This window comes from Shewanella sp. NIFS-20-20 (assembly GCF_019209865.1).
GTDB lineage: Bacteria > Pseudomonadota > Gammaproteobacteria > Enterobacterales > Shewanellaceae > Shewanella.
Genome location: NZ_JAHUTT010000050.1, coordinates 1 through 12,919 on the forward strand (window position 1 = coordinate 1; position 12,919 = coordinate 12,919).

General features: G+C 47.9%; 10 protein-coding genes. 5 read left to right on the forward strand and 5 right to left on the reverse strand.

The features are described from left to right. Positions 1-299: 299 nt before the first annotated feature. The 4 genes from csrD to KU855_RS14320 form a co-directional block, all read right to left on the reverse strand. Entirely contained in the window at positions 300-2,201 is a 1,902-nt protein-coding gene (csrD, locus tag KU855_RS14305) for an RNase E specificity factor CsrD (RefSeq protein WP_218530964.1), read from the reverse strand. Between the two features lie 122 nt (positions 2,202-2,323). After that, positions 2,324-3,568, reverse strand: a complete 1,245-nt coding sequence (locus KU855_RS14310) for a malic enzyme-like NAD(P)-binding protein (RefSeq protein ID WP_218530965.1) — start codon at positions 3,566-3,568, stop codon at positions 2,324-2,326. 427 nt (positions 3,569-3,995) lie between these two features. Further along, entirely contained in the window at positions 3,996-4,208 is a 213-nt protein-coding gene (gene rpmE / locus KU855_RS14315; protein WP_218530966.1) for a 50S ribosomal protein L31, read from the reverse strand. 145 nt (positions 4,209-4,353) lie between these two features. After that, a complete protein-coding gene (locus tag KU855_RS14320) occupies positions 4,354-5,037 on the reverse strand; it encodes a hypothetical protein (RefSeq protein WP_218530967.1) in 684 nt (227 codons plus the stop codon). 132 nt (positions 5,038-5,169) lie between these two features. Here KU855_RS14320 and priA point away from each other — a divergent pair, with 132 nt between their 5' ends. Continuing rightward, a complete protein-coding gene (gene priA / locus KU855_RS14325) occupies positions 5,170-7,365 on the forward strand; it encodes a primosomal protein N' (protein ID WP_218530990.1) in 2,196 nt (731 codons plus the stop codon). A gap of 30 nt (positions 7,366-7,395) precedes the next feature. On the opposite strand, the gene KU855_RS14330 is transcribed toward priA, so the two are convergent. Then, the gene (locus KU855_RS14330; RefSeq protein ID WP_218530968.1) at positions 7,396-8,052 is read right to left on the reverse strand and encodes a DedA family protein; all 657 of its coding nucleotides are present in this window, start codon (positions 8,050-8,052) and stop codon (positions 7,396-7,398) included. Between the two features lie 418 nt (positions 8,053-8,470). Between KU855_RS14330 and argS the strand changes: the two genes are divergently transcribed. The 4 genes from argS (at position 8,471) to hslU (ending at position 12,878) form a co-directional block, all read left to right on the forward strand. Further along, complete coding sequence (argS, locus tag KU855_RS14335; RefSeq protein ID WP_218530969.1) at positions 8,471-10,216, forward strand: arginine--tRNA ligase; 1,746 nt, start codon at positions 8,471-8,473, stop codon at positions 10,214-10,216. Between the two features lie 8 nt (positions 10,217-10,224). Then, positions 10,225-10,824 carry an SPOR domain-containing protein gene (locus tag KU855_RS14340; protein WP_218530970.1) on the forward strand — a complete coding sequence of 200 codons (600 nt, stop codon included), beginning with the start codon at positions 10,225-10,227 and terminating at the stop codon, positions 10,822-10,824. Between the two features lie 173 nt (positions 10,825-10,997). Next, entirely contained in the window at positions 10,998-11,522 is a 525-nt protein-coding gene (hslV, locus tag KU855_RS14345) for an ATP-dependent protease subunit HslV (protein WP_218530971.1), read from the forward strand. Between the two features lie 24 nt (positions 11,523-11,546). Next, positions 11,547-12,878, forward strand: coding sequence for an HslU--HslV peptidase ATPase subunit (hslU, locus tag KU855_RS14350; RefSeq protein WP_218530972.1), 1,332 nt, complete (start codon positions 11,547-11,549; stop codon positions 12,876-12,878). The last annotated feature ends 41 nt before the right edge of the window (positions 12,879-12,919 follow it).

The following is a 12,919-nucleotide window of genomic DNA, read 5'->3' on the forward strand; positions in this document are numbered from 1 at the left end:
TGGTTATATTGCTTCCAGTTGCTGATTTTGTACTTTGCCTTACCCATCATCGTCACCCATCTCAAAGTTCTAATGATCTGATCGTGGTTCTGATGATTAGTTCAATGATTTAGGAAACAACGCCGTTTGTCGCTCAAAAAGCGTGCGCCCACAAAATACACAACAACATTTACCGTTGTTAATAGTGATTTTAGTGAATTTTTTCGATAATCACTAACAAATCCATATAAATAGAGTAGAAATTAACAAAATAAAATGTTTTATAGCCTTTGGCGTCAATATTTTGCCATTGCTGGCAGTTATAAGGCTAACGGTTCGCCAATAAAGCCACCTTGACCACCATCGACACCGAGAATGATAAGCGTTTGCCATTCTTCAAATGTTTCAACGCCTTCCGCCAACAGTTTGACATCCGTCCGAAACACTCCCCCCATTAAACTACGGATGAATAACTGATTTTCTGGGCGTTGATTCAACTGGCGAATAACCGAACGATGTAATTTAATAATATCCACATTCAACTCATGGATATATTCACTATCCTGAACTTGCAGCCCCACATGATCAACACACAACTTACACCCCATGGCCTTAATCATCGCTAAGGTTGGAGCCAATACCGTGCCATGCTTTACTAATATTTCTTCCGAGACTTCGAATATTAATTGGCCAGTTATATTGCGATGCTCTAATAAAAACGATTTAAACCAATGAATAAAGGTCTTACTCAATAAAGAATCAACGCTTAAATTTAGGCTATACGTCGGCTTGCCACGCCGTTCATTTTCAAGATTACCCGCGACAATCTCAATTGCTTGGCGCTCGATCATCGGCATTAAACCGCATTTTTGAGCCATCGGCATAAATAGGGTGGCTCGGATCAAACTACCATGATGGTCAATCACGCGAGTAAAGACTTCGGCATGCAGCACTTGCTTATCTGCGGCTTGAACCTGCTGACAAAACACCTTGATTTGACGTTTTTCTAAGGCATTTTCTAAGATCGAACGCCAGCGGACCGAACCACGAGAAAATTCCTCATCAATCGCGCCCTTATCATACATAAACCAACTGCTATTTCCTTGTAATTGCGCTGCTTTAAGGGCCATGCCCACTTCTTCTAATAACTGCTGCTGATTATCACCTTCACGGAAATACGCTAAGCCTAAATGGAAGAAATTATCGGGCTCCTCCATTTGTGGGAGCGGCTGCGCTAAACAAATTTTTATGACCTTCTTGGCGAGCCCTTCGGCCTCAGCTAAGGATATTTGCGGCACAATAATGGCCAATTGATTATCGCTACGCCGCGCCACAATACTGTTGGGTAGGCTATTGATTAAGCCGCTAATGGCCTCACACAAATTCACTAATAACGGCACCACAACCGCATCGCCATGATTTTGCTGTAGCCAATCAAGCTCTTCGAGCTCCAACACAAACAGCACCCCTGGCAATATCATTTTTTGATCTAAGCTCAAGGCTTCAAGGCGACTGGCAAAAAACATCGGGTTGCCGACCCCGGTTTGCGGGTCAAGAAAGGTATTGGAACGAATAAAGGTGTCGAAGCGAGCCCGCTCACGACTAGCATCTTGCAGCTTCGCCAATAAGCGACTGAGGGCGCGATTAACCACCAAGGGCCGGGCCCTGTCACGATACAGCTCCGCTTGAGTTAAATCATTACGTAATATCATGGCACTGCGACGCGCCAATGACTCTATTCCTTGTAACTGCTGACGCAACCAATAGTAACCACTGCCCACAAGGAGAATGACCAACAACACGCACACCGCCAACACAGTGTATTCTGGACCGTCGAGTAACGATAACATATTGGGATCATCGAGACTGATGATAAGCACAATGTCGCCTTGCTGTTGGCGGTATTGTTTGATGTCCTGATCTGCTAGATTGAGCTCAGGTAAATAATGAAAAATACGTTGCGAACCATCAAACACTTGCAGCTCTTTCACTTGCAAGCCTTGCAGGAAATCCGTTAGCCATGGGGTATCATGCAACTGTCCTTCGCTATGGTATTGCGTAAATATAGTTTGCTGCAGATTGCTCAGCTGTTGCTGTTGAAATGATTGAGTAAAGTGGATAAATGCCAAGAAGGACGACAACAGCATCACGCCTGCCACAGCACTTAAGGTTAACAACCAAAAGCCTGTTAATTGCTTGGTTAACAATCGAGTTAACTGCATTCGCGCCTTCCCTGAATAGTAAAACTAAAGTGTGATTATTTCTGACTCCCCCCCAAAAGGCAATCAACAAAAACAGGAGCCTGTGGCTCCTGTTATTTGGGTGCACAAAATTTAGAGTATCATCAAATGGAATAATCCGGCACCGCAGTTAATGCCGCCACGCCAGAATCAATGGCTGCCTGAGCCACCGCCTGGGCAATACGTGGTAACAATCTTGGGTCCATTGGCTTTGGCAGAACATACTGAGCACCAAAGGTCATGGTATCGATGCCTTCATACGCCGCTAACACTGATGCGGGCACCGCCTCTTTCGCAATCCCCGCAATCGCGTGTACCGCAGCAATCTTCATCTCATCGTTGATTTTGCTGGCACGAACATCCAGGGCGCCGCGGAAAATAAAGGGGAAGCACAAGACGTTGTTCACTTGATTAGGGTAATCGCTGCGACCGGTTCCCATAATGATGTCATTGCGCACCGCATGAGCTAATTGGGGTTTAATTTCTGGATCGGGATTCGAGCAGGCAAAAATCACCGGGTTAGGTGCCATCAATGTGACCTGTTCGGCCGACAATAGATTGGCCCCTGAGAGCCCCAAGAATACATCAGCATCCTTAATCACATCGTCCAAGGTCCGCTTATCGGTATTATTAGCAAATAGGGCTTTATACTCATTAAGATCTTCGCGGCGAGTGTGGATAACTCCTTGGCGATCTAACATATAAATGTTTTCACGTTGAGCACCACACTTCACCAGCATGGTCATACAAGCAATGGCTGCCGCCCCCGCCCCCAAACAAACAAACGTCGCCTTATCAATTTGCTTGCCTTGAATTTCTAGCGCATTGAGCATGCCCGCTGCCGTCACAATCGCGGTACCGTGTTGATCATCATGGAATACCGGCACTTGGCAACGTTCGATTAATGCCTGCTCAATTTCAAAGCACTCAGGCGCCTTGATATCTTCCAAATTGATGCCACCAAAGGTATCGGCAATGGATTCAACCGTATCGATAAATCCTTCGGTAGTACGATGTTTAACTTCAATGTCAGTGGCATCGATATTGGCAAAGTGTTTAAACAATAACGCCTTACCTTCCATGACTGGCTTTGAAGCTAACGGGCCAAGGTTGCCAAGTCCCAAGATAGCCGTCCCGTTAGAGATCACTGCGACGGTATTACCTTTATTGGTATAGCGGTAAGCATCATTAGGATTGGCGGCAATTTCACGAACGGGCTCAGCCACCCCAGGGCTATAAGCCAGGGCTAAGTCTTTGCTGTCATTGGCTGGCGTAGTCACGGCTACCGCCATTTTTCCCGGTGTTGGAAATTCATGATAATCGAGTGCTTGTTGACGAAAGTCTGTCATCTTGAGGTCCTGGAGTACACACTAAAGTAGGTCTGGATTCGGTCAAAATGCTGGTCAGTTATTTACTGTTATCATCCGCAATCAATGGCGGTTTATTCATCCCAGTCATCGGCCTAACAATACGCGATATTGTGGCTTTTTCAAACTGCTGCTTAATAAATTTTAGCTTTAACATCAAATTGTTGCCCAAGCTTTCATTTAATTATCTTCCATCAAGTAAAAATGGATAAAAATGGCGCTGAAAATGTTGAAATAAAACATCATAAGCACGCTGGAATGGCGCTGTTACGCTAAAGTGGGCGGGGGATCTTGTATTAATTACAACAAGGGAATGAGAATAGAAAATAACGCTATAAACTAGATATTTTTTCACTAAAAGCAAAAAGACGCCCGAAGGCGTCTTTTTTCAGAATCATTGCAACTGCAATTACTTCTTAGCAAGCATACCGAAACGCTTGTTGAACTTGTCGATACGACCACCGGTATCAACAACTTTCTGGGTACCAGTGTAGAATGGGTGACATGCACCACATACGTCCAAGTGCAGGTTCTTACCAGCAGTTGAATTTACTTTGATAACGTTACCACAAGTACAAGTTGCAGTGATTTCGGCGTATTCAGGATGGATACCTGGTTTCATTGGGATTACCTCAAAATAAGGCCATGTCGCTCTCCCAACCCGAAGTTGGGTACCACATGATATTAAAATAGAATAAGTTTTAAGCCGCAGGATTCTACAGTATCACCACTGGGCTGACAAGCAGACTTTCTGCGGTTATTTGGCTTTATTGCAAGCTTTCAAAGAAAGCCTTTGCATCAGGCTTATTCTGATACTTTGCCAGCAAACTCGGGGCTGGGCATTTCAAGCTCACATCACCGCGCAAATGGTTGATTTTGCCACCAGTAAAGGCACTAGGGTTAGCCTCAAATATCGCCAATATGGCCGCATAGACATGGGTTTTGTGGGCACTCGCGTAATCTGAGGCTATGCGCCACAATGTCATTGCCTCTGGCAGTTGGCACTCATCGAGCACCGCCACTTGCCTTGCCGATTGAGGCGCTGCGGCCTCGACCGAGTTAAGCAACGGCTCGCCGATTAGCACGGCGACAGTGCGTGGCACCGCAGGTGCAAACATGTTTAACACTGCAATGTCGTGCCAGCGATCGATTTGATACTCACGCACCACCAACTGAGCATCCTTTTCGGTGACATCTTCGACCCCAATAATACTGATCTTAAAATCGTTGATGGTGTTGACCATCAGTTTTTCTTGGCTTTGTGATTGCACCACAAAAAAACCAAAACGAGAGAGCGCTTGTTTACTGGCAACCAGATTCAAGGTCAATTGTGGGTGCTGACCCAGATCAAACTGGCGCGAGTGAATACTCACATGATCCAGTGCGGCCAACGCCGGCCACTGAGCCAAGCATATCCACACACCGACGCAATAACTTATCACTGTTTTCATGTTTGTTCCTTTCACTCACTGTGACAACTCGATAAACTGATCCGTCAAGCATCCGAGCTGCGCCGGCCTGATTGATTCGGCTACAACTTGTTAATATAGCTCATTTTCTTTAAAGAGATTAATAACCTAATGATGGAAAAGTTTGCCGAAGTTGCCCTTCCCGTTCCCATGAGACGAAACTTTAGTTACCGTCTTACGCCTGCGCAAGCCAGTAGCGCAATGCCGGGATGCCGGGTCAAGGTCCCCTTTGGTCGTCAACAACTTATCGGTGTGATTGCCATCATTAGCGATCAATGTGATTTACCGGCTGCGCAAATCAAAAATGTCACCAACTTACTCGATGAGCAGCCATTATTGCCTCCGGCACTACTGTTATTAATAGAGCGCGGAGCGCGTTACTACTTATCGAGTCTCGGACAGATGCTCACGCAGGCGCTGCCCACCGCACTACGAAAGGGAGCCAGTAGTGAGGCCAAGCACGAGACCTACTTACAATTAACCGACGCCGGCGCGGCATTAACTGTGGTCGATATTAAACGGGCTCCAGCACAAATCAAGTTATGGCAAGCCCTACAACGTGGCGCGATCAGTAAAGATACCATGCAACAGCTTGAGCTTAGCCCCGCCGCGCTAAAAACCATGGAGCAAAAAGGCTGGATAAGCCGCAAAGAGGTGGCTCCCAGCCAAGATCTTAGTTGGCGCCAACAGCTGACGCTGCTAGAGCAACCATTAAGTTTAAATACCGAACAGGCCATTGCCGTCGGAGCAATCAATAGTCGTCAGGGCTTTTATACCAGCCTCATCGAAGGCATCACCGGCTCAGGCAAGACCGAAGTGTATTTGGCGCTGCTTGAGCAAGTCTTAGCCGCAGGCAATCAAGCCTTGATTTTAGTGCCAGAAATTGGCCTAACCCCGCAAACCATCGACCGATTTCGACGCCGATTTAAAGTGAATGTCGCCGTGATCCATTCAGGATTAACCGACAATCAACGCTTAAGTGCTTGGCAACAAGCCCGCAGTGGTGAAGCCGCGATTATTATTGGCACCCGCTCGGCCTTATTTACGCCAATGGAATACCCAGGCATTATCATCCTCGATGAAGAACATGATAGCAGCTTCAAACAACAAGAAGGCGTAGGCTATCATGCCCGAGATATGGCGGTGATGCGCGGCCAGTTAGAAAACATACCCGTGATCCTCGGTTCGGCGACCCCCTCATTAGAGACCCTCAATAATGCCCTTAATGGCCGCTATGGGCATTTAAGTTTAAATGCTCGGGCAGGCAATGCTAAAAAAGTTCGCCAAGGGATTATTGATATTCGTAACCAGCCGTTAAATTGCGGAATGTCGGCAGCATTAATCAACGAAATGCGCCAACATCTCGATGCCGGCAATCAAGTATTATTGTTTCTCAATCGGCGTGGTTTCGCGCCCGCGCTGTTATGCCACGAATGCGGCCATTTGCATGAATGCGATCGTTGTGACGCCTTTTTTACTGTCCACCAAGCCTTAAATGAAATCTGTTGCCACCATTGCGGCAATCAATACCCAATCCCACGCCAATGCCATCAATGCGGGAGTACGTTATTAGCGGGACAAGGCATAGGGACCGAGCAACTAGAGCAAACCCTGAGCCACTTGTTTCCCCAGTATCCAGTGGTGCGTATCGATCGGGATAGCACCCGACTGAAGGGATCGCTAGAACGACATTTAACGGCCATCCACCGAGGCGAATACAAGATCTTAGTCGGCACCCAAATGCTGGCCAAGGGCCATCATTTTCCCGATGTGACTTTAGTGGGGCTATTAGATGTCGATGGCGCGCTGTTTAGTGCGGATTTCCGTGCACCCGAGCGTTTTGGACAGTTGTATACACAAGTTTCCGGCCGCGCTGGACGTGCCACTAAACCAGGCACAGTCTTACTGCAAACCCACCAGCACGATAATCCGCTATTAAAAGAGTTACTGCATAAAGGTTATGGTGATTTTGCCAGAAACCAGCTCAAAGAAAGAGGCATGGCCTTGCTTCCCCCCGCGTGGCACATGGTGTTAGTGAGAGCCGAAGCGCATCAAGCCGAAGACGCTGATGCCTTGTTACAAGCCATTGCCAACCTCCTCCCTCAAGATAAAGAATTTGAAATCATTGGCCCGCTGCCGGCGCCTTTGGATAGAAAAGCAGGAAAATTCAGACGCCAATTGATGTTTCAAGCCAAGGATAGACAAAGACTCCAGCGCGAGTGCGAGCGAATATTGCCATTGGTGACCGGCCTAGCTGAAACCAAACGATGCCGCTGGAGCTTTGATAGGGATCCCCAAGATTTGCTGTGATGGCACCTTAGCCATCACAACCAATAGCCTTTACTCTTTACGCCACTGGCGACGCAGTTTGACGATTAACCAGCTGCCAATCGCCAACACTAACGTGATCACAGGCGCAGCCATTAAGATCATGGTCACAGCCTTGCTAATCGGCTCAGGCAAGGAAGGCAGCAAATAACCAATTCCCACCAATAAGGCCGTCCATAACAAGGCACTTAACCACGCAAAGCCATAAAACTTAGCGCGACTGTGGACCCGCATGCCCATCATTAATGGCAATAACGAGCGTACAACCGGAATAAAGCGAGCGCAAAACAAAGCCACTAACCCGTGGCGACTCAACAGCTTATCAACGGTTTGCAAACGATTGCTGGGCACGGCATTGACCCACCCCTGCACCTTAGGTAAACGATTCAGCCATCGGCCTTGCACAAAAGCCAGATAACTACCAAAACCCGCCGCCACCAATAGCAGCAAATATATCACCACAGGGTTAAGCACCCCAACCGCCGCTAAAGTGCCAGAGAGAATGACCACGCTATCACACGGCAATGGCGCCGCGGGTAAAAATGCACTTTCTAACAAAATGAGGGTAGTGACACAGGCGTAGATCACGAGGGCACTTCCTGGGGATTGCAGTGCAACAAAATCATGTTGCCACAGTGCTTGTAACACTGTGCCGATGGAGTCCAGCATCAAAATACTCCAAACTAAGAGGCTGCCAAAAGGCAAAATACAGCAGGAGTGTAGCTCGCATGTGAGCGTAACACCCGTACCAAACAATACAGGGGGTATAAGATGAAAGCATGACATAGTATGGATCATCAGCCAAAAACGACAAGTCAATGAGCGTCATTGTTGGCTGGCTATCTTTTACTGCGAAATCCACCAAAAGGCAAGGCGATAACGCCCCAGCTCTGGCGTGAATGCTGACGAAGTAAACGAAATTTAACCTGACTGGCGTGGCCACAGTGAACTGTCATCGTCACACCGATGAGGGGATCTTGGCGCAGATTGACAAAAATTCATGCGGAAGATGGCTTTTAACCATCACAAGAGGCTAGAATGTCCGATCATCAGTTCCTATTTTTTGCCATCTGTGTCGGTTAAGCCCATGAAATCACATATCCACTCTTTACTCGAACAAACTGTCGACCAATTGAAACACCAAGGCATCTTGCCTACTGACTTTGAAGCCCGTATTCAGGTTGATAGAACCAAGGATAAGAGCCACGGAGATTTGGCTACCAATTTAGCCATGATGCTGACGAAAGCCGCCGGTAAAAACCCGCGTGAATTAGCCCAATTATTGATTGATAACCTGCCCGCGTCGGCGTATGTCGCCAAGGTGGAGATCGCAGGGCCTGGCTTTATTAACTTCTTTATCGATGACAATGCCCTCGCAAGTCAATTGCAGGCAGCCTTAAATGACGACCATCTCGGCATTGCCTTGCCAGAGCGTCAAACCATAGTGGTCGATTACTCATCACCCAATCTCGCCAAAGAGATGCATGTAGGTCACTTACGTTCGACCATTATTGGTGATGCCTGTGCACGCGCCCTGGAGTTTTTAGGTCATCAGGTGATTCGCCAAAACCATGTGGGAGACTGGGGCACCCAGTTCGGCATGTTATTGGCTTATATGGAAGAATTACGCACCCAACAAGGTGAGCAAGCCGAGCTCGAATTATCCGATCTCGAAAGCTTTTACCGCGCCGCTAAAATGCGCTTTGATGAATCAGACGCCTTTGCAACCCGCGCACGTCACTTAGTGGTCGAACTCCAGTCTGGTGATGAGTATTGCCACAAACTGTGGTTACAGTTCAACGATATTTCTCTGAACCATTGCTTTGATATTTACCAACGCTTAGGGGTGAGCATGACTCGCGCCGACGTCAAAGGTGAAAGTACCTATAACGACGACTTGCCAGTCATTGTCAGCGATTTAGCGGCTCAAGGTCTGTTGTCTGAAAGTCATGGCGCTAAAGTGGTCTTCCAAGAAGAATTCCGCACCAAAGAAGGTGAACCTTTACCTGTCATTATTCAAAAAGCCGATGGCGGCTACCTGTATGCGACCACCGACTTAGCCTCTATCCGCTACCGTGCCAATGTGTTGCAGGCTGATCGCGCCTTGTATTTTGTCGATTTACGTCAAGCCCTGCATTTCCAGCAAGTATTCTCTCTGGCGAAAAAAGCCGGATTTGCTCCCGAGTCAATGAGCTTGGAGCATTTAGGTTTTGGTACCATGAATGGTGAAGACGGCCGCCCATTTAAGACTCGTTCTGGTGGGGTGGTTAAGCTGGTTGATCTGCTCACAGAGGCTAACGTACGAGCGTTAGATCTCGTGCGTAGCAAAAACCCAGAGATGGACCAAGAAACCTTAGAAAACATCGCGCGCGTTGTTGGCATCAGTTCAGTGAAATATGCCGACTTATCCAAAAACCGCGCCAGCGACTATATCTTCAGCTTTGAGCAAATGCTGAGCTTTGAAGGCAACACCGCGCCTTACTTGCTGTACGCCTTTACTCGGGTTGCCGGGATCTTTAAGCGTGCCGACAACATTGACTTGAGCGATGCCAGCATTCAATTGGAGCACGATAAAGAGAAAGAACTGGGCAACAAGCTGGCGCAGTTTGGTGAAGTCCTTAACCGCATGGTGGCCAAAGGTCAGCCACACGCCCTGTGTGCTTATTTGTACGAATTAGCCGGGATCTTCTCGAGCTTCTATGAAGCGTGCCCAGTGTTGGCCGCCGACAACGAAGCCCAAATGAAGAGCCGTTTATTATTAGCTAAGCTCACCGCAAAAACCTTGAAACAAGGTTTGGATTTACTCGGTATTGAAACGCTTGAAAGGATGTAAGCTCAGCAATGACTAACCGTGACTACGCCAATAGGAAACCGCGCAGCACAAGCAAAAACCGACACGCTAAAGCCAGCCGGCCTGCCAAGCGCAGCCCGGCGGGGACTAATGGAAAACGGCCAAGCTTTTTGTTGATATTTTTCGCCGTGATCTTAATCGGTCTATTCGGCTACTTTTTGAATTTCCTCAAATCCAGTGGTGACAGCGCGGCGACGCCTGCCACTGAGGCGCCGGTTAAGGCAGTGAAGCCTGCCCCCAAGCCCGACCCGAATGCCTTGCCTCCTAAGCCCAAGGAAGAGTGGAGTTATCAAAAGGAATTAGAAAATAAGCAAGTCGTCGTGGATGTGCCTGAAGAGAGTAAACCGAGTCGACCTTATCAGATGCAGTGCGGTTCGTTCCGCTCAGAGTCTCAAGCCAATGAAATGAAAGCCGTCATTGCCTTTCAAGGACTCGAAGCACAGGTTCGCAAGACCGAAGGCAGCAAAGGGGTCTGGTACAAGGTAGTGTTAGGCCCCTATGAGCGTAAGCGCATGGCGGAACGGCAACGGCACAAACTCCAAAGTGGCGGCCTCAATGGCTGTCAGATTTGGCTATGGGAAGGTAATTAGCCGCGGCTATCTAAGGCCTTATTGAAGCGCGCTGCCCCTTGGGGTGGCGCTTTTTTTTGCCGTTTTTCGCCCCAAGCTTATCGCCCCCTTGATATTTGCCGAGATACCCCCATATTTATTTCATCGCCCAATGCTATTAGTTACTTTTGGCAGGCATCTGAAGAGGATTTATCGTGACTACTATCGTATCTGTACGCCGCAACAATCAAGTCGTTATTGCCGGTGATGGCCAAGTGTCACTTGGTAACACAGTCATGAAAGGCAACGCTAAAAAGGTTCGCCGCCTTTACCACGGCAAAGTGCTGGCAGGTTTTGCGGGAGGCACCGCCGATGCCTTTACTCTATTTGAGCGATTTGAAGCCAAACTGGAAATGCACCAAGGTCACTTACTGAAGTCGGCCGTTGAATTAGCCAAAGACTGGCGCACCGATCGCATGCTCAGAAAACTCGAAGCCATGCTCGTGGTCGCCGATACCGAATGTTCATTGATCATTACCGGCAACGGTGACGTAGTGCAGCCTGAGCATGATTTGATTGCCATAGGCTCTGGCGGTAATTACGCCCAAGCTGCCGCGCTGGCTCTGCTGCAAAATACCGAACTCGAAGCGCGCGATATCTGTGAAAAAGCGCTGACCATCGCCGGTGATATCTGCGTATTTACCAATCAATATAAAACGATTGAAGAAATTAACTATTAATATTAGAGCGTTAGAGGTAATACCATGTCTGAAATGACTCCACGTGAGATAGTTCATGAGTTGGATGCTCACATCATCGGCCAACACAAAGCCAAACGCTCTGTTGCCATCGCCTTACGCAACCGCTGGCGACGAATGCAGCTGGAAGCCAGCTTGCGTCATGAAGTCACCCCAAAAAACATTCTGATGATTGGCCCTACTGGGGTCGGTAAAACCGAAATTGCAAGGCGGCTTGCCAAGTTAGCCAAAGCGCCATTTATCAAAGTCGAAGCCACAAAGTTCACCGAAGTTGGTTATGTTGGCAAAGAAGTCGAGCAAATCATTCGCGACTTGACTGATGCCGCGGTTAAATTGACTCGCGAGCAGCAAATGGTTAAATGCCGTAGCCGCGCCGAAGAAGCCGCTGAAGAACGGATCCTTGATGCCTTATTACCCCAGCCAAAAAATGACTGGGACAATGACAGCAAGAGTGATACCCAATCGCACACCCGTCAAATCTTCAGAAAAAAATTACGCGAAGGCCAACTCGATGATAAAGAAATTGAGCTCGATTTAGCCCAGCCGCAGGTTGGGGTCGAAATCATGTCACCGCCTGGCATGGAAGAAATGACTAATCAGTTACAGAGTCTGTTCCAAAACATGGGGCAAACACCAACGAAGCGCCGTAAACTCAAAATTAAAGATGCCCAAAAGCAATTAGTTGAAGAAGAAGCCGCTAAATTAGTGAACCAAGAAGATCTGAAAGAACAAGCGATCGAGTTAGTGGAACAGCATGGCATAGTGTTCTTGGATGAAATCGATAAGATTTGTAAACGCGGAGAAAGCTCAGGCCCAGATGTGTCTCGTGAAGGGGTTCAGCGTGATTTGCTACCTTTAGTTGAAGGCTGCACCGTCAACACCAAGCACGGTATGGTAAAGACAGATCATATCCTGTTTATCGCCTCGGGTGCATTCCAAATGGCCAAGCCATCGGACTTAATCCCCGAACTCCAAGGTCGTTTGCCGATCCGAGTCGAGCTTGATGCGTTAAGCGCCGAAGATTTTGAGCGAATTTTGACTGAGCCTCACGCCTCGCTGACCACTCAGTATATTGCGTTGTTAGCGACTGAAGGCGTACATATTGAGTTTGCCGAATCTGCGATTAAGCGTATTGCCCGCGCCGCATGGCAAGTCAATGAGCGTACCGAAAACATTGGGGCTCGCCGCTTGCACACCGTGATGGAAAAACTAATCGAAGATATCTCTTATGATGCCTCTGACAAATCAGGTTCGCATCTGGTGATCGATGCCGACTATGTCGATGCTCACCTCGATGCACTGGTTGAAGACGAAGATTTAAGTCGCTTTATTCTATAAAGCTCACGCCTTAAAAAACCGCCAAATGGCGGTTTTTTTAT